The following is a 24043-nucleotide window of genomic DNA, read 5'->3' on the forward strand; positions in this document are numbered from 1 at the left end:
GTATGGGTGCTTATCGGCGTTTGCCTCGTTATCTGAGGATTCAGTCGGGCGACGTCAGGAACGGTCGTGCCCCTCGAGGCCAGACCGTCTTGAGGAAGTGCGCAGCAGCCTGTTCCGCAATCACCCTCCATCGGGCTCAACCACAGGGCCGCCGAACCTCAAGAGGAAGGAATCTATCCGTACCTATCGTCCAGAGAGTGTCCGGACGATTGGTCCTAGAAAGCCAACAAACACGCCATAGCTTGTGGAGCGTTTGGCCCGGCACCCAAGCGCCAACGGCTTCCTCGCATCAGAACGCAGCTATCGACAGTTCTTAGTTTGCCGTTCCAGACCATAGGTCGCGTTACGAACAGAATGCGCCTGCATTGCCACCACGTAGATGACGTCATAGACAACGACGAGCTCTCCCTAGCGACCGCGCCGCCACTCCCCTTCACACCTCTGGCATCCAAGGCAAGCGGACCGTGAAATCATGCGGGGTGTGCGTGCAGCCCACATGAACTGGTGTGAACAAGCAGAGCTCCGGATGCGAGACAATCAGCGAGTCAAATGACAGCGGCCAGCGCATGGAGCGGCTCCTGACCGAGCTGCGATCGCAGTCATCCGAACTCGAACGCCTACATGCCATTTACGGCGAACTGGAAACCAGAAACGGCCTCCTCCACAACGAAGTCTTGCGGCTGAAGCGTGCCCAGCGAACCAATGTCCAAGACCTCGCCCGCGTGGCGGCTGTTTTGCTTCAAATTTCGCGTGCTAAGGGCATAGCCCTCGACCCTGTGACACTCGACATCCTCCGTCGGCGAGGCTGGCTGCCCAGCAGGTCTCGTAAGGGAGTGCGGCCATGACGATGTCCATCGCCAGGCTCTCCGTCCGGTCAGGGCTCAAGTACCTGTTCAAATCCACGATGCTGGACGACGTCTCCCCCGCGCCACCAGACACCATCAGCTATTACATGAAAACCGGAACGCCTCAGGGTCGCTGGCTAGGCAACGGCCTCCAGGGGATCGCCAGAGAAGCCGGAGACATAGTCACTGAATCTGACGCACGTGCTATCTTCCAGGACGCAGTCCACCCCGACAGCAAGGAACCGCTAGGGAGACCCCACGGGCAGCAGCCGATCAACCAACAGCCCAGCAATCACAGCGCGACGAAGCACGCCGTCGCCGGCTTCGACCTCACCTTCAGCGCCCCGAAGTCCGTCTCCACGCTGTGGGCCCTCAGCCCCCGCTTTCTCCAAGAACAGATCCTGCGGACTCACCACGACGCCGTGGAAGCAACGCTGGCGTGGATGGAAGAGCAAGTCATCAACACGAGATCGGGGCGAAACGGAGTAGCCCACGTCGGCACTCGAGGAGTCATCGCAGCAGCATTCGACCATTGGGAATCCCGCGCTGGCGACCCCCAGCTCCACACCCACCTCGTCATCGCGAACAGAGTCCAGCGCGTCACGGACGGCGCATGGGTCACCTTGGACTCGCGTTCCCTATACAAAGCCGTCGTCGCCGCCAGCGAGCACTACAACGGGCTCCTTTTTGATGCCTTGCGCAGGAGCCTTGGAACTGAAACCGACATCCGAGCCCCTGCACAAAACACGCATAATCCAAGCCAGCAACTCACTGGCATCGCCGAAGCCCTTGTCCGCGAATTCTCCAACCGTTCAAGGCTCATTGACATCGAAACCGACAGCCTGGTCAAACAGTGGACCACTGAGCACGGAACTCCGCCGACGGCGACGACCACCGTGAAGTTGCGCCAGCAAGCCACACTCTCGACTCGCACTCCTAAGAATGCTTCGCCGTCACCGTTGCGAACACTGTCCGCACAGTGGCGCGACAGAGCAAAGGCCAAAGGCTTTGATCCCGAATCCGTCGTAGCTTCCACCGTCCGGCGCTCCCGCTCACGTCCGTTCCGCCTCGGCGACTTCGCCCCTGACTGGATTGCCGCCGTCGGGCTTGTCACCCGACAGCGTGTGGCCGCCAAACGCTCAACCTGGAATCGCTGGAACATGATCGCCGAGGGTGAGCGTGTGTGCACAGAGATCCGTTGTGCCTCCCCGGACGACCGCAACGCGTTGATCGATGCCGTGGCCACAGCGGCAGAGCGTCAGTCCGTGCCACTCAACCAATACCGCTACGGCGTCCCAGCGGATGCCGCCGATGAACTGCGATTCGCCGGGCGCAGCGTCTTCGATTTCCACGGGTCGCGCCTCTACACGGATGAGTCAACGCTCACCTTTGAGGACGAAGTCATGGCGGCGAAGAACGACGACGGCGGCCCGGCTGTTCCAGTTGATCTCACCTTTGAAACGCTAACCTCATACAGAAACAGACAGGGGTCACCCCTTCACGATGACCAACTGACGGCCGCGTCGGATGTCCTGCTGAGCTCCAGCCGGCTCGACGCCATCGTTGGACCGGCCGGGACGGGAAAGACGACGACCCTTGGCGCGGTCAAAGCAGCATGGGAGGCAGCGCACGGGATGGGCAGCGTTGTTGGCTTGGCGCCGGCTGCTGCGAGCGCCGAGGTTCTCGGCTCGGAGCTGCGCATGGTTACTGAGAACGTCGCTAAGTGGCTGCATGAATCTGGTGGGTCCGGTGCGGCCGAGCGCGCAGACCGGTTCTTCCAGGCGGACGATCGACTGCGTAGAGCGTCCGTTCCCCGCGCCCCAATCTTTAGTCGACTTCAACAAGAGGTCGCTCGCCTGGCCGCCGAGCAGAATCAATGGCTGTTCCGGCCCAACCAGCTGGTAATAGTCGACGAGGCCTCCATGGTCTCAACATTCCAGCTCGCAGCCCTGGTCCACCAGGCCACAGCAGCCGGCGCCAAGATCCTCTTGGTTGGAGATCCGGCCCAGCTCGATTCCATCGATGCCGGCGGTGTGCTTGGTTGGCTTGATCGGCAAGGGAAAGCAGCACGGTTGAGCACGATCTGGCGTTTCAAGGATCCGTGGGAGCGGTCAGCCTCCCTCGGGCTGCGTGAGGGACGTCCGTCCGTGCTCGCAGAGTATGAGGACAAAGGTCGCATCAGACATGGCCACTACTCGGAAATGGTCGACCGTGCTTACTCCGCGTGGCACTCGGATGTCTTGTCTGGTTTAGTCTCGGTCCTGATCGCGCCGGAAAACGAGACCGTCCAAATGCTCAATGAACGGGCGCAAGCCGACCGGGTAGGTCTTGGCGACGTGGACGCGGAAAGTACTTTAGTCCTTCGGGACGGGCTTCGAGCCGGTCGTGGCGACATCGTTATCGCCCGTCGGAATGACAGATCCGTTCGCGACGATCGGGGTGAGTACCTTCGCAATGGGGCGCTGCTCGAAGTCACGGGAGTCGATAGACGCCACGGTGCTCTAAACGCGATACGTAAAGACACTGGAGCCACCCTACTCTTGCCGAGCAGTTATGTGGAATCATCCGTGGAGCTGGGCTACGCCACCACGGCCCATCGCAGCCAGGGCCTCACTGTCGACACCGGCCACACCGTCGTAACCCCCGGCCGCCTCACGCGGGAACTGCTGTACGTCAGCATGACCCGGGGCCGGCACTCCAACACGGCCTACGTCAGTGAGAACGATCCGGACGAGGACGAGATCCTGGACCCGAGTGCCCGTTCGAGCTGGCGGGTGATCCTTGGCGAGGTCCTTGCTGCTGAAGGTGCAGAGCGAACGGCTCACGAGGTACGGGACTTCGAACGGCAGCACGCCGACAGCCTCGAGCGTCTGAGCCGCGAGTACGATTACCTGGCTCAAATCGCTGCGGGTTTGGATCTCGCGAAAGCTATCGACAGTCTTATGCCCGGCCGCTCTGAGGAGATGCGCGAATCTCCAGCCTGGGGCGCCGCCGTCGCTGCCTGGCGCCGAGCCAGCGACGTCAATCGTCCAGGAGCCATACGGGTCTTGAGTGAGGCTCTGGGCTCAGAAGCCAATGCACGGGACCTGACCGCCGTTGCCCACGCCCGGTTACGCAGGTTCTGCTCTTCGGCGCCTCCACCGCCTACCAATCCGTTGACTGACCTGTTGTCGGTCGACAGGCTAGACCTCGCAGAATTGCTGGACCAGGTACGACGGCGGATTGGGAGCCGTGCGGAGCACGTCGCCAACGCGGCGCTACTTGATGAGCCTGAATGGGCCACAGAACTGCGCCAGGACATCGGTGCGGGGGCAGAACCTTTCGAGTGGGCCGCGTTGCTTAGAGAGGTGGCCGTCTACAGGGATCGTTGGGGTGTCAATAGCGGACCCCTCCCCCTCGGTCCGACTCCAGCGGACTGGGAATGGGAACAGCGAGCGCAGTGGGACTACCTGCAGCGAGCAATCGGCCAAGTTGCCACACCACAGCCAGAGCTAAAAGATGTCCGTAACTCGTATGAGTTCGACTCCCCAATAAGCCTGACAAGCACTGGATGGCAGCTTTAAACTAGAAGCTGGAGCAAGTATGCAGATGAACCCAGTCCTCAAGCCGACAGTAGCCTCACCCGCTCTTATCGTTGCGAGCGCAGTGACGCTGGTGCTTGCTGTGATCCTGACAGTTCTAAGCTTCACGATTTCCGGCACGGCTTGGTTGCTGGTCGCCCTCACGACCCTATTTGTAGTAGTCCTACTCTTTTGGGCCCAACGTCTCCGTGCCCGACGGCAGTGGCAAACCGAAACCGCAGCACAATGGAAGCGGATCGAAAACTTGAAGGCGGCTGGCGGGACCACAACCGAGGTCACAGTTCTGACCGTCGACGCACTTCAGCCAACTGGAACTTGGATCACCATCAGGTGGAACCGTTTCGACTACGTACAACCAGCATGGATAGAAGCACTCACGGAGCCCATCTGGCCTGGTTCCGTTCTCCTGATTCGGCCAGATCCAGCGCAGGTTCAACCGGGCGCTCCGTGGCCAGAGACTTACCGGATCAGCGGCGAACATGTCCTGGCGTGGGCACCTCTCGCCTAATTGTCGCGATCGCCAACCGCCGCGGTTCAATCAAGTCGTATGGCTTGGCCGATGTCCTGAATCCGATACCAAGAACCTACAGCGGCCACCCCCTCCACGATTCCGTGTCCACGCGCCTAACCTGCCCAGCCGGGAACCACTCAACGTGATAGACCCGCTGGTCATCCACCCACTCGACCAGCCCAAAGGTCCTCGTGTATTTGATCGCTCGACCGTAGATCTCCCCCACGCGAACCAGCGGCTGACTCCCAGGCTCCAGCTCAACGATCTTGCCGTCGTCGGGTCTGGGGTGGCTGTTGTCGGCATCTGTCTGAACCATCATGCGGGCGAAAGACATGGAGTCTTGCTTTGGTCTCATAGCAACAAGATTAGAACATATATTCGAATACGGCGTCCGCGCCAAAAATGCCCACGCCTCAGGGAACGAGACGTGGGCACAGAACGGCGAAGACGGGTCAGACGGTCATGTCATTCACCGGAGCTCCGCCTAAAGGGGACGTCACCACCGGCCCCTTCGTGGTGACGTCGTACGCAGGCCAGCCAGTCGCCGTCGTCGCCTGTGGCCCAGTGGCGTCCACGGCAGCCTCGGGCTCGACAACTGCTCGCGCGGACCGTTGATACGTCGCCGTCCCAAAGCGAAGGTCCGGCCCAATGGTGTCAGCGATGATCCGCCGGGCCTCGCGCCGTTCGCCGTCCTTGTCGTAGGCACGGAACTCAAGTTCTCCCGAGACAGTCACGGGATCCCCCTTCTTCAGAGAAGTAGAAGCGTTCTCCGCGAGCATCCGGAACGCAGACACGTTGTGAAAGACCGGTTCGCCATCTCGCCACGTGCCATCTGGGTTCTGAATCCGCTGGTTCACGGCAACGCGGAGCTTCGCGTGCGGAGTTCCGGATTCCCCGATGGTCAGTTCGGGATCTGCGACCAGGTTCCCCGCGATAGTGATAGGGATCTTTGTGTTCATGATGGGTTACCTTCCTTAGTCGACGGGCCTCTCCCGACGGACATCTGCGCATTCAGGGACCTGCAATCTCCGGACCATTCAATGACGCGTTGGGCCCAGGGACCCCGGCATAGCTCGGACTAGCCGCCACAGAGCGCTCAGCACTGGCGGCAGCGAACTTCCCTCCGAACCCAGGAGGATCCGAGACCGCCAAAATCCCCTTGGTTGCCGTGGTCACCCTCCCCAGCACCGACTTGGCGATGTCGACGCGCGATGTCGGTACCCAGCCTTCTGCGGAGTCGTGCTTCAAGTCCTTCTCTGCGCTGATGACAGCGTCGGCCCAGCCAGCCAAATAGGACGCTGACTGCGGTCCACGATCGATGCCGTGCGCCCGCAGGACGGTGTAAGCAACCGACTCTGCTTCCACTTCCGCCAGGCCGCGATGGTTCGCGCTGCTCCCATACAGTCGACCCAGACGGTCGTCCGGTCCGTGCAAAAGGACGTGACCGAGTTCGTGGGCGAGAACCGCCACCCGCTCCTCGTCGTTCATCCAGGCACCAACCTGAATTCGACGAGCATCAAAATCGGTATAGCCACTGGTGTAGCCGTGTTGGAATCCCGAAACCTCAACCCGGAAGCCGTGTTCCTTCGCTACATCCCGCAGGGAACTCCACAGATCACCCACGTCCGCCCCAGCTTGAGCATCCGCGCGAGGCACCAGCAGCGGCGTGCCCTCCGTTTGGGTGACGTCAAAGACAGCCCGCCCCCGCCAACCCGTGATCACGTTCCTCTTGCCTCTGCTGACGGCATCAGCAGGTGCAGTCTGATTCGCCGGCAAGAGCTTGCGCTGTCCGTCGGCCAGAATCAGTTCCTGCATCGAGGCCGTCCGGGGCGCGATCACCCAGAGCGCGTGTTCTCCCCGCAGTACCGTTCGCCCATGCCGAGCCCACTCCTTGTAGCCAGCCACCAGAGTCGGCTCTTGGGTACCGCGCTGCGCCATCTGCAGCATCAGCAGGGCGACGTTACCCCCGGAGTACCGCCACAGTGTTGCAGAGGCATCGAGGAGGACTTGCCAGCGCGTGGGCGACTCGATGGCTTCTTCAAGTGCTGTGTGAAGTCCCCTGGTCAGGTCGGCTATGCGTTCCTCGGGTGACAAGCGAACGCTCGACGGCGGCGCGGCGGCTTCTTCAGCCCCGCTTGCGTCGGCGTTCGGTTCAGATGCAGAGGCCACGACAGCCATCCTTCGTGCTTCTCGACAGCCCTATGAAGGGATCACCTATTCATGTCGAGCGAACCTGGCAACGGCATGACGGAATCAGCTGCTGGTCTGGTGGGTGCCCAGCTTCCAGTCCTCGAAGTCCGGCTCGGCTGGCACGATCCTCATGACCGGTTCCTTGTGACTCTGCAACCCGACGCACCCGGCTGTCCGCGTGTGGGTTCGGAGACGCTCGACGCCGTGTGGCAGCCTCTCGTGGAACGCCAGCGGCCCGAATCCCGAGTCATCGGACGTGAAAGAAGCTGCTTCCGCCCGCTGAAGTGCATACAGCTCGGCCACTATCTCCGAGTGCCGCCACCAACAATCCGGCACCACCGACGTCGTCAGATGATATGTCGCAACGAACCACCGCACCCAGTCAAAGAGGCTCTGCCACACCATCTCCGCCTGCGCCGATGACATGTCCCTCCAGCGATGGGTGACCCCCACATTGCGCGGCGACGGCTGGAACGAGGAACGGAACAGTTCCGCGGTTAGTTCATCATCCAAGTCAGATATACGCCCCACCTCGAAGTCAGAATCATCCGCTTGAGTGCTCACGGTTCAACCTCGCTGTCTGCTGCCTGCCTACTCAGATGACCAGCAGCCAACTCCCGCTCCGTCGCCAGCTTCGACCTTCCTAGCTCAGCAGCATCCTTGCGCCTATGCCAGTCCCGGAGATCCAGAAGGATCGGCCTTGTCCGGCGCCCGAGCATCAGTGCAGTCCCGACCGGCAGCCTCCGAATCTCGTCCAAGCGAATAACCGGACTCTCCCTGATCTGTTCGCCGTCCTGACGGCCCTGAGACGACCAGGAACGAGTGTTCAGAATGAGGCTCCGCTCCCCCAGCAGGCCCGCCAGCGAGCGCAGGTCACGTTCATCCGATCCCCCGCCAAAGATCACCTTGATGATTGCAGAATCCCAGATGGTGGCCGCCTCTTCGATCGACCATCCGCTCCGCGCCTGCGAGAGCGATTGCAGAACCACGAGCGTAGAGATGCCAATGCCACCACCATCAGAGAGCACTACCGGCAGACCCGGCCACGGTGACAAATTGGCTATTTCGTCGAGAATCAGGGAAAGCGGCGGATCGAGTCGACCTCCAGGTGAGACAAAAGCCAGCTCACGCGCAGCGTTATCGATGTCGTCAATCAGAGCCGAGAGGTAAGGACCAGCGGCCGCAGCTCCTGAGCGGGTCCCAATAAGGTAGAGAGTCCCCCGTTGCCTGATGAAGCTCTTGGGATCAAACTCTTGAGCTTCGTCTTGTGGGTCCAGTGCCGCCAGTACCCTCGGAGATGAGAGTGGAGCCACGGCTGCTGAGACCCCGATCCAGGAGTTGGAGGTGTTCCTTGGGTCGTCTTCCAAGATCCCCATCAGATCTGCTTGCCACCCCAACGCCGCACCGGGACGGCCCAGAATATCCAGCGCCTCCCGAGCCAACACTGGGCTGGACGACCATCTGCGGAATGCGGCTATTCCCTCCCCTGACAGAGCTGCCGCATGGAGCAGGCACTGGAGCACGATCAGCGAGCGCTTTTGCCATGCAGCATTTTCGCCCTTCATCTCTGTATCTGCGGTGATCACAAGAGCCCGTCGGGTTGCGATATCCGGGTCACCGCAACCACGTACCGGCGACCAGCGCAGCGTCGTTGGCAGACCCGACATCCCCTGAGGATCAAAGACTGTAACCGGCCGTCCATCAGACATCCGCGCTCGCATCGTGACCACCAGGTTGTCGGCTCGCGTGGATGTGGTGACAACAGCACCGGGCGCGTCGAGAATCGCGTTGATGACCACATACAGCCCTTTGCCCGACCGAGGAGCCCCTTGAATGACCATCGACTCTTCAGTGGAAACATGGATGGTCACCCCACGAGAGCGTCCAAGTGTCCACGAAACATCGTGAATGCTCGGCTTGCTGAGGCCCGGGCGAGTGTATTGCCCACGCTTGCGAACCGCTCTGGCTCCGAAGTCCCGAAGTATCTCTGCCCGGCCAGCGACGCCATCCCTACTCAGGATGTCCTGCCGCAGCCACGCGCCGGACTGTTTCCAGGTTCTCCACGCCAGCGTCGACCCGGCTGCGAGCGCCGCAAGCAACGTGAGGACGACTCCCACAATCCACCAGACTGCAGCCATTTCCAAGGTGCAGTTTTGGGAGGTACCTAGAATCCAGTCCGAACGGCCTGCAATCAGACCTACGCCTGCAGCGGGGTTGAAGAACGACGACGGCCTGCCGCCGCAGAGCCCGGCGCCGGCAAGCTTCGCGGCTGATTGGACCAAGAGACAGAAAGCCATGTAGCCGGTCAAAGCCCAGAGTCCAGCGGAGACCATGGGACTGCTGCTACGCGATCTCGTCCTCACAGGTGCATCCGGTCATCGGTGCCAAACACTTCCAGCTCGTCCGTGGTCACTCTGTTGGCGACAATGAACGAGCGATTTCCAACCTTCCAGAGCCCAACGCCCTTCGGTAGGTTCTCGACGTGCTCGCACTCAGCTTCTGTGAGCCCCAGGGCTTCTTTGGTGAGACGCATGGCATCATGCTTCTGCCGATAGATGATGCGTGTGTCCGCTTCGGTTAGCAGTCCCAGGGCTTTCTGACGATGTCCGCTCGTGCTGTCCCCGATCTCATTGAGGTCAGCCACCTTATGCATGATGAGGAGGTTCGCAATCCCGTAGGTTCTCGCAAGGCGCCATTGCTCGCTCATCTTGGCCAACATGTAGGGATCGGCGAGCATCCGCCAACCTTCGTCGTACACCACAAGCCGCTTACCGCCGTCGGGGTTTGTCACTGCAGCTTCCAGCCAAGTGGCGCTGCAGGCAGCGGCGAGAGACAACGCTTGCTCCGACGCGCCGATGAGCGCAGACGTGTCCATCACCATCATTGGCGCGTCGGCATCGAAGGCAACCGTAGATGGCGCATCGAACATGCCTTCCAAGTCGCCAGAGACTGTGCGCCGCAGCGAGTGACTGACTGACGCTCCACCGTCCTTGCCAACAAGGGCCAGCGTTTCGGCGGAAGGCCTCATCAGATGGTCCAGGACCATAGGGAGGGTCGGCGTCGAGTTTTCCGCGGTGGTTTCCATCAGGGCCATGTCGAGAGCGGTGTGCTCGACGGGATGCAACGGTGTGCCCTGCCGCATAAGAGACACCAAGGCCACTATCAGTTGCCGGCGTCGCTGCCGGACGACGGCCTTCCACTGGGTGTCAGATAGTGAGCTGGGCCGCGGACCCGCATCCAAGGGATTCACACGAGCAGTGCGTCCAGGGCCAACAGAAATGACTTTGCCGCCCACAGCCTTGGCCACCGGCACCCATTCACCTTTGGGATCCGATGCAACGGCCGCCTTCCGTCCCAACGTTATGGAACGAGCAACCAGCGATTTTCCACACATCGACTTGCCGGTGCCTACCGTGCCAATCACGACTATCGAAGGACCGCTGATGATTCCTTTGTCGTACAGAATCCACGGATCGTAGGAAAAGGCTCCCGAACCAAAGACGTCAGTTCCTATGTAGGTTCCCTCGTGGCCAAGTCCCGACTCCGTGATGAAGGGGTAGGCCGCCGCGAAGGTCATGGTCGAGGCGCGGTGAGGTGCCGGCCGCAGTCTATGCGGTCCCCATAGTGACTGCGGTTCCCTGCTCCCCCAGTCGCCGACAAGGCGCTCGCGGTCACTGCGCCTTTCCAAGGCTTCGTCGATACGCTGCCCGAGTGTGCGCTTAAGTGGCAATGACTCAGCGGTTTCCGCCTTCCTGAGACTCTTGCGTTCGGCGCGAGTCCCCGACGGCGTATAGGTCACCTCTTGGTTCTTGAGACTCATCGCAATCCCCTACCCAAGGGCAGTCCACCCGCAATAAAGGCTGCCCATTGTTGCCCGGCCAGCAATCGAAGTTCAACGAATGCACCGGCCGCTGCGGACTCGAGTTCATGGCGGTGTCGGGCCAAGTCCTCCAAGGACGCTGCGGTGATCGTCACGAAGGCCGTCGGACGTACATCGCCATGCCCGGCAACGATCTCCTCTTCCCGTTGCGATACTTCTTCTTCCTCGGCTCGTTGCTCCCGTGTCGTTGGCCGGTCGAACCTGGCATTAATCCTGCGACGGGTTTCGTGGGCTTCCTGGGCCGATCGGATGTCCCGCAACGCCTCCAAAGTTGGAACAGCCCGGATCACCTGCGTGACCGTGTGCCGGAAGTCGCCGATGTAGACCAGCGGGTGCAGGAAGCCGGGGTACACCTTTTGCCGCGGCCACTCTGCGACCCAGAAAGTCTGATGAAACCCGGAGTCCGTGCGGAGGTAAGTCCAGTGCTCCTCCACGGCCATCGGGCTTGAACTCAGTCGCCGCTTTACCGCTGGCTGGTCACTCTCCGGGTCGCCGTCATTCTTAGTCGACCCTCGGGAGACGGTTTCAGGGTCAAAGGAACCTCTGAACACCTCAAGTAGCCGGGACTCCGATAGCCACTCGTCCACCCGGACTCCATGAGTTGCCAGGGATGTAGTGATTGCCTGTACCTCCAAACGCAGAACACGCTCGAGTCCGGCTGTCCCTCCGCCCGATTCTTTGATGCGCCTCCTCGACTTAGCTGTATCCACCACGACGGACAACAACACGTCGTGGCTCATGGCGGATCCAGCTGCAGCTATCAGGTCCTGATAGGCCAACTCGCCCCACGAATTGCCGCCAGGTCGGCCGCCACTTTTCACGATGGTGTGGTCGTAGAAGACCTGGAGCGCTGAGGAAGGATACGGAACCGTGTAATCCTGAACGGCGATTCTTGCTATGTCCGAGCGTTGGGCGAGTCCAGCTTGCACGCGCGACCATGCTTGGGCGGCCCACGCTTTGTCGTCATCGTCGAGAAGAGCGAATGACCTCGTGGTACAGCGCAAGACGACCGTCGCTTCCTTACCCTGAGGGTCGACGATAAAGCACTCGCCACGTCGGGTCCTCTGAAGCTTGAGGCTGCCGAGTCCACCTGGCAGTGCGAGCTTCCCTGCTTTCAATGCCTTCTCAGGACGGGCGAGGTAACGAGTCTGGCCCAGGATCAAACGCACGAAGAACAGCGTGATGAGGCTGATCCAGATTGGATACGGGATTCGAGCGTGTTGGAGCACCCCCATGAGCATGAGCAGCAGCCAGATGGGACTCATCGTTGTCAGTCCGACCGGGCCACCCGTTGCAGAGGCGATGATCGCCGTCAGGATGCCGAGGGTTAGTAACACGAGCTGGTACCACTTCAGACCCATGAATATGCCGCGACGCTCATACCTGGGAAATTTGACGGCCTCAAGGGCGCGCGTATCTTCAGTCATGTGGTTTCTCCGGAGGGAAGTGCCCCTCAGAAGCCTTGGGCCTGATGGGCGGCAATTGGGATGTGGGCAGCGCGCTGCCGGGACTTCGCACTTCGGGCTGCCGAGGGTTTCTGGGGGCGTTTGTCCTAGGCGGTCCGGCGGCAGGGTTCCGGCCCGTCGGCGAAGGTGTCGCAGACGACGCTTGCTTACTCTGCTCGGTGACGACCTCTCCGCTCACCACGTCGTCCTGCCTGGCGGCGCCTCCGCGAGCAAAGTTTGCTCCGTACGATGCCGAAGCGTTTACACCTGAGGTGAGTATCGGCGTCGTACTCGTCAGGCTTCGCGGCAGGGGCACTGAAGGAGGAAGGACGCGCGTGGGGATGTCTCTGCGACTTGAGGGAATTGGTCGAGCTAGTGACGATCTGCCCAGCATTGATGCAATCGTCATGCGGCCACCGAGTTGTCGACTGATCTGTCTGGAGGTAACGCTGCTGCTGCGAGCAAGAACGTGGCCGCCGCCAGCGGTTTGAGCCGCGGCTGCCAGTTCGCCACCCGCAAAGCTCACCAGCCTCAGCGCCATCAATGGTGCTCCGCAGGCAAGGACCATGCCGACTGTGCCGGCGGCCAACCCTGCAAAGGACGTCGAATCCGCAAACAGCTTGATGGCAGCTGCAAGAATCGTCGCTGCCAGAGGTTTCGCCAACAAGAGCGCGACGACGACTTCGCACCACCGCCCGGCCCAGGCCTTTGACTTCGCCCACGGCATCATCATGAGGGCGACCGGCGCGACAGCTGCCAGGACGGCGAGGGCGAACGTTCTGAAGATCATCGAGCACATGAGGATGAACGCCAGAATCCACACGACGATGACTGCCATTACGGTCACTATCGCGCCGCCGAGTGCGCCGCCTTGGTTGCCAGGCGCGAGGGAGATGACGTTCCATTCCCGCTCGGAGCCTTCTGGCGCTCGTTCGAAACCGAAGAGCCGCATGAACACGACGTAAGGGTCGGTCCCAATCGACTCCAAGAGAGCGGTCGAAGCAGAGTCGGTCACTCGGGTGAGCTGTTGTACAAGGTAAACGGCCGCGGCAACCAGAGGAACAGCTGCAGCTCCCCCAACCAGTGCTCTGATCAGCCGACGAGGTTGCTGGCTAATCAGTCCGGAGAGAAGTTGAAGGATCATCACAACCACCAGCGGAGTCATCATCACGATGACCCACCAGTTGGTCAGTCCGCCGATGGCTGCCCACTGCGAATCGTCGACTTCGGAAACGCTGAAGGCTCCAGTGATAAATCCCCACATCCATGAGGCGATGTTCTGAAGGACGTTGGCGAAGATTGCAGTGATGGAACCTTGGACGCCGTCGTTGGTCTGGGAAACCAGTCCGCAACCCGGCGGCCACCAACCGTTGAGGTCACACTCGATAGGCATGATCGCGAGCGGCTAGAAGCCCAATGGAAAGGCCGTCTGCGACCAGAGTATGTATCCGTTGATGCCGCCGAGGATTGCCGCGACTGGGCCTGTCCAAAGCAGGATCACCCCACCGCCGGAGGCCAAGCGCGACGATTGGCTCAGCTTGCCGGCCAACAGCATCGCAGCTCCGATGATCGCCACGATCGCAATCACGATGAAGGCGCCGACGAGGATGCCGCCGCCGATCTGCTTGAGGGACTCAAGAAAAGGAAAATTCGCGTTTGGTGTGATCCCAGGATCCACCGCTGCCAGTACCATCTGGTGCTCCATCCAGTCGTCGTCCAATGGAATGAGCTGATTGAGCTCACGACTTCATGGAGGTGAAGGGAGGGGACGACATGACCTTTCGCCCCGGCCGACCTCCGCCTGGGCGATAGGGCAGTGCCGAGCCTTTGACAGCACGGAGGGAGTGAAGGGGTCTTGGAACAAAGGCAGCACTTGCTAAGTACCGCTGAGCACTCGGTCAGTTCTGCCTGACCGAGTGCCGATCAACCCATCCCCGGACAGTGTCTCCAGATACAGTTAGAAACACAGAGGGGTGGTAAATGATGACAAAGTTGATAGTCCGTGATCTTGTTGGACCCCCACTCCCCTGTCTCAGAGCGGGGTGACAGATGGATCGGAAACCCTTGGAAGGACATAAACGATTCGTCGCTCTACAGATGCGCGCTGATTTCGTGAGCGAACTCGGCAGAAACAGCGCGGTTCGATAAAGAATCTGCAGTTACGATGAGCCAATGGAACACTCGGAGTCATCTGAAAGGGTCAAGTTCTACGGCCCGCGGGATCTCGCCAGCGGATGGCTAAGTGAACAAGCGGTCAAGCTGATTCGCGATTATTCTCACGGCCGTAAGGTCCACTCGCTGAACGACGCGCTCGAGCTGCACAACGCCTTAGCCTTCGAGGAGCACAACGTCGTACCGCGATCCCTTACGGAACAGGAGCGACAGGACCTGGCGCAGTCAGCGCAGGAGTCACGAAGGCGAGTCCCTTCGTTCTTCGCCTGCTTCGAGACATCGGACCTCGACCAGCTGCTGGCCGACTTCGAGTACGAATATGCGGATGATCTGATACTGCTTCTCGAGAGACACGAAGTCGCAAAAAGGGTCGGCGGACAGGAACTTTTCGACGCCCTTTTGAAATCGGGCATGCCACTGTCGATTATGCTCTCAAACCCCCGGTTCGTGAAGCGACACGACCGACGCCTTCGTGACGTGCTCCTCGCCGATGCTCAACACGGTGGGCTACTAGTCAGAATGCGACTGATCAAGGACGTCGATACCACACATCACCTCCCCGCGAGCTTCAGTGGCGTGGACTCACAACAGCTCTTACGCGCATACATCGAGAGTGCATCACCGCACCCTAATCACGTTCAAGCGATTGCCGAGGCAAACGACAATCCCAACTTCGGGATCACCCCCAAGATCCGGCTTCAGGCGAAGAAGCGCTACCAAGGGCTCATCGAAGAGCTGTTCTCGGACGAGACGAACACACTGGTGAAAAACCGTTATGGCATCAGGATCGATCCTGAACAGCGCGAGCCCGTGCTCGACGACATCGAGCATGAGGAAGACGGGATTACCCACATGCGCTCACTCGGTGGGAGATATCTGTCCGCCACCCTCGAGCCGGAGTCCGTGCTCGCAAACTTCGCCGCCGTGGTTGGTTATGCGGATCGTCAAGGGCTGCTTAGTATGCCATCGGTTAAAACGCAGATGGGTACCCTCGAAAGGCTCTTACTTGCGGGAAAGGACTCGTACCCAAGAGGTCAGGCGTTCAAGCACGTCGATGCCCTGACTTCTCAGGGAACACATGCTTACGGAGAGTTCCTCCGCCAGAACCGTATCGAGGTCGAGGACGTCGTGGCGACGTTCTTCCGGGAACAACTCACCAGCCAATATGACGCAGCGGGCTTCTACTACACCCCTTCCAGCACGAACAGTTCATTTCTTGAACGGTGCCGCCACATCTCCGCGGAGATGGAGAGTATCGCCAGGCAATTCACTCTCTACTGTCACGAGGGCGAACTCGATCCCGAACTCCTGCGCATGACATCTTCGCCAAGGCCGTGGAGTGAGATCCCCAGCCTTATCGAACATAAGTACTTGCGTATGAAGTCACCCAGCGACTGTGAACTAGCGCTTCATCTCCTGTTCAACGACCAGTCGAGGCTTACTTATGTAAATAAGTCGCTGCGAGCCAGGAGCTTTGTCCAGCTGGCTACAGAGAATGAGTTGCCCTACAACGCGCTTCATCATTACCAGAAAGCACCCGTCGATTGGTTAATCGCCGAGAAATTGGTATCGGTCAATGCTGGCCTTATCTTGTTCTCCCAGCCAGCGCTGATTCTCGTTCTCAATGATATCTACAACCATGAAGCAGCTCCGTTCGGCCGCTACGGAGAGGACGAATCAGCTGCTGCGCTTGCCCTCGTGGACAAGGGATGGTTGACGTTCAGTTCAACACTCCTGACCTCGGCTGAGGCCAGCTACTTCAACTTCTACCTCAACAAGAGCGAATTCAGTGATGGCCCAGATCTTCGCAACAGATACCTGCATGGAACCAATCCCGATCCTAGCGATTTGGCCGCACACATACAGGCCTACATGTTGCTCTTGAGATTACTGGTGTCGCTAACACTCAAGATCCGCGACGATTTTCAGTTGTCGGTCACGAGGTTTTCGGCCGCATCGAAGTAATGCAAACTGCAGCCCAAAGATGGATCATCTGCATACCAGGACTCGATTGAGGCCCTCCCAGCCCGTGCAGAGGCGGGCAGTCGCTACAATTCCAAATGCCTTGAGCCGTGTTAAACCCCGGCCCTCGTCGGACATGTGAGGATGCGGTTAGCACTAATGGCCACGGCCCGGACAGCAGACGACAGACTGCTTATCGCCTAACACCGAGGAGGGCGATTGTTCAGTCAACCATCACCAGAAAATCCAGGCCAGCGGTCTTTTCTTGATCTACGGTGAGTTATTGACGAACCGAGCGACTTCGAGTGGGACCAGATTGCTGCCTGCCCCACAGTGGGACCCGGCTAGCCGGGCTGGTCAACGGGAGGTATCGCTGTGCCCGAGCCATTGCGCCAGCTTTGCGACGCAGCCATCCCTCTCGGTCGGCAAAGTCAGGAACGAAAGCATGCTGTTACTGGTCTGCCAAGGGCTGTTTTGCTCATCCAACGGTAGGTCAACACTGGTTGCAGGGTAGACCAGCGCCGAGAGCGGCGCCTCGAACGTCGAGGCGTAGGCATGCAACTGGTAGAGGTCATCACGGTCTACCCCGCGCATGCCGCCGAGTCGCTTGTACTTCGCATCCAGCAGTGCCGTGAGTGGGTGCTCCCCCACCAAGACATCGGGATACAGCCTGCCCAATGTATGACTGGGATCGACTGTGGAGCGTGCGAGGTGACCAGAGGCCTGGTCGGTTGTTCCGTGCCTTACGGGCTGGTTGGAAGCCAGTCCAACACAGTGCAACACGAACAGCTCCCACAGTTCGGCTACATCGATCAGCACGCCGTAGGTTGACTCGTCGTCGGCAGCGACCCCCAGAGGATCCTCGTGCAGAATCCGCCACGACAGTTCAGCCGCCCGCCTCCATTTGACAGTGATCGGGCTGTAGTGGGCGGTCCGGATCTCGTGCAGCGTCGGAGTCTTCGGCCGGGCTCCGGTGGCTGTCCGCAGCACGGTCAACTGTTCATCGAGCCGGGCGCCGCGCCACCGGCCTCCGGCCAGCCGCTGGTCGAAGTAGCGATCCGCCAAAACTACAGCGCGGGCCGGCGAGTTGTCGTAGCTCCGCATCACGCGGGTTGAGACCAAGTCCCGGTGCCCGGCTGCCCGCCGGCGCGCGGTGGCATCAACATCGAGACGCCCTTGAACGGACAGGGCGTGCGAACTGATGTTTGCCTGTGCCCTTGGTAAAGCGTGCTGGCCTGCTGTCAGCACAGAAGCTCGCCACAGGGCAGCCAGGAGTTGAGTGACCGCATTGCTTGTGTCGTTGGAGTGCGTGGCCGTGCGTGGGAGTACCTGGACGTTCAGGATCGTACTGATCCAACCGGTGATCGTCTCAATGCCCAGGCGAGGATTGATCACGAGGGTCCTGCCCTTATGGCGGATCTCTCCTATGTACCGGTTGGCCCGGAAACCTTCGATGTCACGGCTGAGAATCGGCTCCATCGTCGGTTCATGGTCCACCTGCAGCTGCGCGTTCAGGATGTAGGGCTCCGGCGAAAGCTTGGCAATGTCGGCCAACCATACTTGTTCATCAACAGTGAGTGGGCGGTCCCAGTACGCCTCCGGAGTCAAGTCATTAATCACCAGCCGATCCGTCAGAACTCCTGCTGCGTTGCTCCTGTCTCGTTTGTAGGCCATAATCAGCTCTTCGGACGGATCAGCAGGAGCTCTTCGAGCCCAGCAAGCTGCTCGGCTCTCCGGTCAGATCCAGCCAGATACTGCTCGAGCACAGGTTGGATCGACAAGGCCCACAACGACCGCAGCGGGGCGAGCGGCTTACCATTGCCATCCCACAGGTACTTGCCGCTGCTCCGTCCATGGCGCTTGTTGAGCCACTCCCGCCCAATAAAGTACGGCAAATCACCGAACACAGCCGCTCCGAGTTCGTACTCCGGGCCCAGTTCGGGCAATTCGCCGATCCGTGCATTCAACTCGCTGATACACCCAGCCAGTTTCTCGAGCTGGGGCAAACCGTCCTCCCAGTCCACCGCCACCAACTGCTCGGTCCACTGCGCCTTCCAGATCGCGTAGAGGTCCTCCTCGTCATACGGTGTGGCGAACCAGAAAAAGCGGCGACGAAGTGCAAAGTCCAAGGCCTCGACCGACTGGTCGATCTCGTTCATCGTGCCGATGATGTAAAGGTCTCCCGGAATAGAGAAGAGGATCGGCTCACCTTTACTGCCTTCAGCGAACAATTCAAGTTCGATGTCCCTCTTGTCCCTTTCCATGGCACTGAACGCCTCGCCAAACATGGTGCTCAGGTCCGTTCGGTTGATCTCGTCGAGGATCAGTACATGCGGGAGTGCACGCGTCCCCGAATGCTCACGCTCAGTACGTATCCGCTCCACCAAACGCGGCAGCGCGCCGAGTTGGTATGTGGTGCCGCCGTCGGCGTCCAGCCGAAGCCCAACCATGAACTCCGCGTAACCGTAGGACGGATGCATCTGCAGACGCGTCACATGTTCGGCAACGGCCTGATCGACGACGTCGGAGCTACGGAAGTAGTCGCCAACGCCCCATCGCTGCAAAGCCGCGGTGCGGATCAGACTCTCAGCCAGCTTCCCCGCACGATAAGTCTTTCCGCTGCCGGGAGGCCCGTAGAAGACGATCTGCTTCTTGAACTCCAAGGCGAACGCCGGGTCCAGCGCTTCGTTGTCCCCGGACTTGGTCACAGGTCGCCAAATGGGCTCCAGGTCAGAGCTGTAATAGTCTCGACGGTCCTCATCCCAATCAGACAGCCGTTGCTTCAACGCCTGCCTGATTGAATACAATTTCTCGTCTTCACTGGCATCTGCATCACTGGTATCAAGTTCGCCGAACGCCTTCAGAACCAGCGCCTTGTGCTGGCTCGACGCGATCCGCTCGAAATACTTCGGATAGAGCAAGTGGCACACGACATGGCGCATCGCGTCGCTCTGGCGGTCCCCTTCCTCGGCGAACTGTGCGAAGCCCCATGGATTTTCGTGCAGAAGCGCGGCCCTATCTTCCGGCGGCTTCTGTTTCAGCCGCGAAACCAGGTCCATCAAGTAGCCCACGTGTAGGTCCTGACGGGTGTTGTAGTACTGCCCAGGGTGGGCAATCCATTGTTGCAGTGCCTGGTACGTCTCGCTATCGCTTCTCACATGGAGTTCTGGGTTATCAGGCCCGATGGTCTTGTTGATCATCTCCAGTTTCCGGGCCGGCCCGACCGATTGAGTGATCAAGTAGTACACCAGCAGGCACTCCGCGGCCAACAATCTGACCTCTACGGGGGCACCCTCAAGCTGCTGCTCCCATTTACTCTCGAACGTTCCGCCGCCCTCCTTACCCTCCAGAAGGTTGCCCCAGAACCTTGTGTTCAGCTCGTCGAGCCTGGCCTTGGACCAGGAATCCGGAAAGTCATCGGGATACAGTACAGAAGCATCACCATTCAACGAACGCTGGCGCCACTGCGCACATAACTCGTCGATCGGCCCGCGATCTTGTTCGGAGAAAACAGCCATGGCTCATCCTCTCATCGCGGGCCCTGTCAGCCCCCGTTGGGGAGAATCACACGGCAGGACGTGTCGCCAACTCCTTCATCAGCTTCAACCTGTGCTAAATCACGAATCGCACAAAGGCGCAACCCACCTCACAAATCGCGTCGTCGCGCCAAATATGACTAGAAATACAGGGGGATAATTGGGATGACAAAGTTGATAGTCCGTGAGGTTCTTGAAGACGTCGCCCCGTTGCCAAGCGAGCGAGGATCACACGGAGGACATTCTTGTAGCCACCATGTTCGGGGCGGAAAGGGCGGGGGCGCCCAGACTTCAATCGGCATTGGCTGCACTCGAACGTGATAAGCACTTCGAAACAAATAGCGAAGTACGCCGCGCCCATGAAGAAGCCCAACACTTTCTCTTGGAAGGAATCAACGAGCTCGTACCCGACTACCTCGATGAGTAATGACCGTCGGAACCGAGTTTCTGCTGACGTCCGAACGTGGCGGGCCGGTTACCCCCTTCCACGATTCCCACGGTGTACATTGCGAAGACACAGGCCAAGGACTGTTCTATCGAATGGGAACTGATGTTTGGGGGATTCACTGTTCATGTGATCATTGCGGGCGAATCAGTGCCGATTGACCGGTCGGTGTTCGTTGATCTCCTCGAGAACTCCGTAGTGAACGGGAGGGCGCCGTACATCCACGCTCTCGAGAAATCGAAGATCCAATACTCCGAGCTCTTGACGCTTGCCCGGAAAGCCGAGATCCCGCACCCACTGTTCTTCGCTCCCCCGGCCGTCGTCAAAGCACAATTGCGGACCAAAACGACAAAGCTCCTGCAAGGTGTTGCGCCCACCACGTTCACCGTGAACACACGGACGACCGTGAAGCTGCGCGATGTGGAACTGATCGTCAAGGACCTTCTCCGCAAGCAGGATCTGGCCCGGAAGCACGACCCCACACTCACCAAGAACAAGATCGTGGGACTTCTCAGGAAGCCCCGGCCGACCGTTCAGGAAGACGCGATGGCGCTGATCAAAGCGATCGGGCTCGACCGTGAAGCAATCCGCCAGGCCCGCAAGAAGGAAACAGCGCTGGAGCTGATCATCGAACGCCTCGAAGCCAACCAGATCCTCGTCTCCCGGAGCGTGAGAGGCTACATGCCCCAGCTCATCGAAGTTCACTTCAGCGGCATGACCGTGCGCGATTCGAAGGTGCCCTATATCTTTCTGACAGGTGGCGACCACGGCGACTTCCAAGAACCGGCCGGACGTCAGATCTTCACGGTCGTGCTGATGACCGTGCTTGTCGCCCGCGGAATCTTTGCTCCGGTCAGTTACGACGCGAACAGCACCGCCCCGGACGCGGGGCGGGAGTACGACATCGTCGGTGAGATCCTGATGCCCGCGGCCGAGCTCGAGAAAATCAGTTTCAAAGACCTTGATGCCGTCAAGACGATGGCCGACATGTTCAAGGTGACCCCGAGCGCTTTGACCGTAAGGGCCATGCGCCTCGGCAGGCTCACCCCACTGACCGCGGCCGGGTACCTACGCGAGCTCGAAGGGGAGTTTCGTGCCCGGAACAAGAAGACGCAGACGAACCAGCCGAAACCCGTCAATGCGATCCGCAAGTACAGCGGCCGTGAGCTGACCAGGCGGATGCTCCTCGCTGTCGAAGAACGCCGGCTTACCGCCCGAGAATTCTGCCGGGTCGTCTGCCTGAACCGGATCGGTCCCAGTGACATCGGCGAGCTGAAGGCAGCACTCCGATGAACGAGATGATGTACCTCATCGATAACAACGTGCTCTCCCACTTATCGCCGACGCAGCGAACAAGTGCCTTCTTCCACACACAGTGCCGGATCCCTTCCGAGGTCCTTCACGAAGCCGACGGGTACGCTGACGATGCACTCAAGGACGTCGAGTACCCAACCACAGCGAACGTGCTGGGCTTCCTCCGGACAGTCATGGCCACCGTGCATGAAGACGACACCGCGCTCGTGAACCTCTACGCAAACAAAGGTGCGGCGGACCCGTTGCTCATCGCGTGCGCCCTGGACGGGAATCAAGAGTCCGAGAAATGCCTGTTCGGCCCGACATGGATCATCGTGTCCAACGACAATGCTGTGCGAGCGAAAGCCTCAGATTTTGGTGTGGAATCGTGCACGCGAGAAGAATTCGCAGCCCGGACGGAGGGGGAATGGCACGATTGACTTCTGGGCTCCCGTCCTTACGGTTCGGGTATGCCAAACGTTCCGGCTGCACTAGTGCTCCGGTTCCTGTAAGAACCAGAGGACAGAAAAAATTCATCCCAGGGGAATTTGCATGAGCTGGGAAGTGGCTAGGCGAGTGTTTTACTCTGAGTTCCAGTCTGCGGGACTGCCCCGGTTTTCTTCCCGCTACTGCAGAAGAACATCCTGGACCGTCAGAGGTGACTCACCCGGCAAGACCTCCGGCTGGCCATCACAACCTGGATCGAGAGAACCTACCACCGACGGCGACGGCAACACCGGCTCGGAAAACTGACGCCCATCGAATATGAAACAATCAACCGGACCGCGCTCACAGCGGCCTAAGGGCCGGAGTCAACAAAAGCCCGGACAGTCCCTTCTCAGATACCCATCGTCCCGGTCGGGTTGTAGCTGCGGACTGCGGCAATTAGGACTGCCGACGCCAATCACGCACCCAGCACCCTAGTAAAACGCTGAATTCCGTGGACACCACTCGGCAGGCAAGGCGTCTGGCCCCGTCACAGCGACCTTGAACGGCGCCGTCGAGAAGCTGATGTCAGACTGTAGCTGACCGACCTCGCAGCTCGGAGATGACCGCTTTCTCATACGTGTTGAATGGACCGTCCACTGTCGCCACCTTACTGGCCGCGTCGAGGACGTCACTAAGATCCCCGCCCTCTGCATCGAGCCGCCGCCAGACTTCGTCAGAGTCAAGATCTACAATCCGGGCAAGCGCTTCATCCACTATCTGGTGACGTTCCTCGACCAGCCTCACCAAGTGACGCATAAGCAGTGCTTCGTCGTCGGAGATCTTGTTGTCAGCCATGACGACCATCCATGCGACCCAGAGCATCAGTTGCGGGTGACGACTCCGCTCGCTCAAGTTCTCGGCCAGTTCGATCACCCGCGCTTCGTTCCGGAAGACTGCCTGGGCGTGCCGCCCCGCGAGCAATGTCGTGTAGCGGTTAACTACCACCGCGAGCGGAATGCCCACGAGCGGGATGCCAATCTTGATGACATTTCGCTGCAGGAGGAACTTCCCGACGAAAGGCAGACCCTTTGCGGCGGAAAGGACCGGCCCTGAATAGAAACGCTTGATCACGGGCCGCACGAAGGCGGGTACTACTTTGACCACGCCCTCACGCACGACCTCCCCGCCCTTGATAGTGAAGGCCACCCGAATGAGTTTCCACATATCGTCGGGGTCGGACAGGTCGAGCGGGACCCGATAGAGGACGGCCACGTCATAAGCCAGCCGCAGCTGGAGCTGGGTGATGAACGCGACGTCGACCATGAGGGTTGCGACTGCGGCAGGAACAGTTGCCGGTGAGGCACCGCCGAGTGACCCCAAGGTGGCCACCACGACCGCCGAGTAGGCGCTGGCTGACAGACCCCCTTCCAGTGCCGCGTAGCGAGTCGCCATCTTGATCCTTTGATCTACGATGGCATCCGCAGGTACTCCCTCGTATAAATTCTGGAAGTACTCCCAGGTGGCCTTTTCCGTATAAGAGCTCAAGCCTTTGGAGATGAGCTTGGTGAACCATCCGCCCGACTTTATGTCGTCCGGGCTCAGCCCTGTAATGAACTGCCGCAGTTCTGCACGTTCATCCTCGACGACCTCTTGCTCGGCCTTGCTGGCGTCGTCGGTCTCGACAGCGTGCTCTATCCCGACCCCGTCATTCGGTGACACATGCATGCCAATCCTCCCCTGTTCGTTACGCATTG

16 protein-coding genes and 1 pseudogene are annotated in these 24043 nt (G+C 59.9%); 5 read left to right on the forward strand and 12 right to left on the reverse strand.

What is annotated here, in order from left to right; translation table 11 throughout:
* Positions 1 to 841: 841 nt before the first annotated feature.
* Positions 842 to 4408 (forward strand): MobF family relaxase, encoded by a 3567-nt coding sequence (gene mobF, locus J2Y68_RS03400; RefSeq protein ID WP_309989681.1) that lies wholly within the window; start codon positions 842 to 844, stop codon positions 4406 to 4408.
* A gap of 602 nt (positions 4409 to 5010) precedes the next feature.
* On the opposite strand, the gene J2Y68_RS03405 is transcribed toward mobF, so the two are convergent.
* The 9 genes from J2Y68_RS03405 to J2Y68_RS03445 all read right to left on the reverse strand — a co-directional run bounded on the left by J2Y68_RS03405 (position 5011) and on the right by J2Y68_RS03445 (position 14172).
* A complete protein-coding gene (locus tag J2Y68_RS03405; RefSeq protein ID WP_309989683.1) occupies positions 5011 to 5292 on the reverse strand; it encodes a hypothetical protein in 282 nt (93 codons plus the stop codon).
* Positions 5293 to 5389: 97 nt separating this feature from the next.
* Positions 5390 to 5896: a single-stranded DNA-binding protein gene (locus J2Y68_RS03410; protein ID WP_309989686.1), complete on the reverse strand. Its 507-nt coding sequence runs from the start codon at positions 5894 to 5896 to the stop codon at positions 5390 to 5392.
* Positions 5897 to 5948: 52 nt separating this feature from the next.
* The gene (locus J2Y68_RS03415; protein WP_309989689.1) at positions 5949 to 7106 is read right to left on the reverse strand and encodes an ImmA/IrrE family metallo-endopeptidase; all 1158 of its coding nucleotides are present in this window, start codon (positions 7104 to 7106) and stop codon (positions 5949 to 5951) included.
* 84 nt (positions 7107 to 7190) lie between these two features.
* Complete coding sequence (locus J2Y68_RS03420) at positions 7191 to 7691, reverse strand: hypothetical protein (protein WP_309989691.1); 501 nt, start codon at positions 7689 to 7691, stop codon at positions 7191 to 7193.
* A complete protein-coding gene (locus J2Y68_RS03425; RefSeq protein ID WP_309989693.1) occupies positions 7688 to 9436 on the reverse strand; it encodes a type IV secretory system conjugative DNA transfer family protein in 1749 nt (582 codons plus the stop codon). Before J2Y68_RS03425 ends, J2Y68_RS03420 begins: the two co-directional genes overlap by 4 nt.
* Before the next feature lie 50 nt (positions 9437 to 9486).
* A complete protein-coding gene (locus J2Y68_RS03430; protein WP_309989696.1) occupies positions 9487 to 10947 on the reverse strand; it encodes an ATP-binding protein in 1461 nt (486 codons plus the stop codon).
* Entirely contained in the window at positions 10944 to 12434 is a 1491-nt protein-coding gene (locus J2Y68_RS03435) for an SCO6880 family protein (RefSeq protein WP_309989699.1), read from the reverse strand. Before J2Y68_RS03435 ends, J2Y68_RS03430 begins: the two co-directional genes overlap by 4 nt.
* Positions 12427 to 13845 (reverse strand): type IV secretion system protein, encoded by a 1419-nt coding sequence (locus tag J2Y68_RS03440; RefSeq protein WP_309989702.1) that lies wholly within the window; start codon positions 13843 to 13845, stop codon positions 12427 to 12429. Before J2Y68_RS03440 ends, J2Y68_RS03435 begins: the two co-directional genes overlap by 8 nt.
* Positions 13846 to 13857: 12 nt before the next feature.
* Entirely contained in the window at positions 13858 to 14172 is a 315-nt protein-coding gene (locus tag J2Y68_RS03445; protein ID WP_309989705.1) for a hypothetical protein, read from the reverse strand.
* Positions 14173 to 14624: 452 nt separating this feature from the next.
* On the opposite strand from J2Y68_RS03445, the gene J2Y68_RS03450 reads away from it, so the two are divergent.
* Complete coding sequence (locus tag J2Y68_RS03450) at positions 14625 to 16589, forward strand: hypothetical protein (protein WP_309989708.1); 1965 nt, start codon at positions 14625 to 14627, stop codon at positions 16587 to 16589.
* A 354-nt stretch (positions 16590 to 16943) separates the two neighbouring features.
* On the opposite strand, the gene J2Y68_RS03455 is transcribed toward J2Y68_RS03450, so the two are convergent.
* Together J2Y68_RS03455 and J2Y68_RS03460 are read right to left on the reverse strand one after the other, a co-directional pair.
* On the reverse strand, positions 16944 to 18260 hold the full coding sequence (locus J2Y68_RS03455) for a 5-methylcytosine restriction system specificity protein McrC (protein WP_309989710.1): 1317 nt from the start codon (positions 18258 to 18260) through the stop codon (positions 16944 to 16946).
* Between the two features lie 2 nt (positions 18261 to 18262).
* Complete coding sequence (locus tag J2Y68_RS03460; protein ID WP_309989713.1) at positions 18263 to 20104, reverse strand: AAA family ATPase; 1842 nt, start codon at positions 20102 to 20104, stop codon at positions 18263 to 18265.
* 517 nt (positions 20105 to 20621) lie between these two features.
* Here J2Y68_RS03460 and J2Y68_RS03465 point away from each other — a divergent pair.
* The 3 genes and pseudogenes from J2Y68_RS03465 to J2Y68_RS03475 all read left to right on the forward strand — a co-directional run.
* Entirely contained in the window at positions 20622 to 21860 is a 1239-nt protein-coding gene (locus J2Y68_RS03465; RefSeq protein WP_309989716.1) for a hypothetical protein, read from the forward strand.
* Complete coding sequence (locus J2Y68_RS03470; RefSeq protein WP_309989718.1) at positions 21857 to 22300, forward strand: hypothetical protein; 444 nt, start codon at positions 21857 to 21859, stop codon at positions 22298 to 22300. The genes J2Y68_RS03465 and J2Y68_RS03470 overlap by 4 nt, the downstream gene beginning before the upstream one ends.
* 177 nt (positions 22301 to 22477) lie before the next feature.
* Positions 22478 to 22663, forward strand: a pseudogene (locus J2Y68_RS03475) (IS3 family transposase); the annotation flags it as partial.
* 211 nt (positions 22664 to 22874) lie between these two features.
* On the opposite strand, the gene J2Y68_RS03480 reads toward J2Y68_RS03475, so the two are convergent.
* Positions 22875 to 24014: a tellurite resistance TerB family protein gene (locus tag J2Y68_RS03480; RefSeq protein ID WP_309989720.1), complete on the reverse strand. Its 1140-nt coding sequence runs from the start codon at positions 24012 to 24014 to the stop codon at positions 22875 to 22877.
* Between the last annotated feature and the right edge of the window lie 29 nt (positions 24015 to 24043).

Source organism: Paenarthrobacter nitroguajacolicus (assembly GCF_031455195.1).
GTDB classification, from domain to species: Bacteria; Actinomycetota; Actinomycetes; order Actinomycetales; family Micrococcaceae; genus Arthrobacter; species Arthrobacter nitroguajacolicus_D.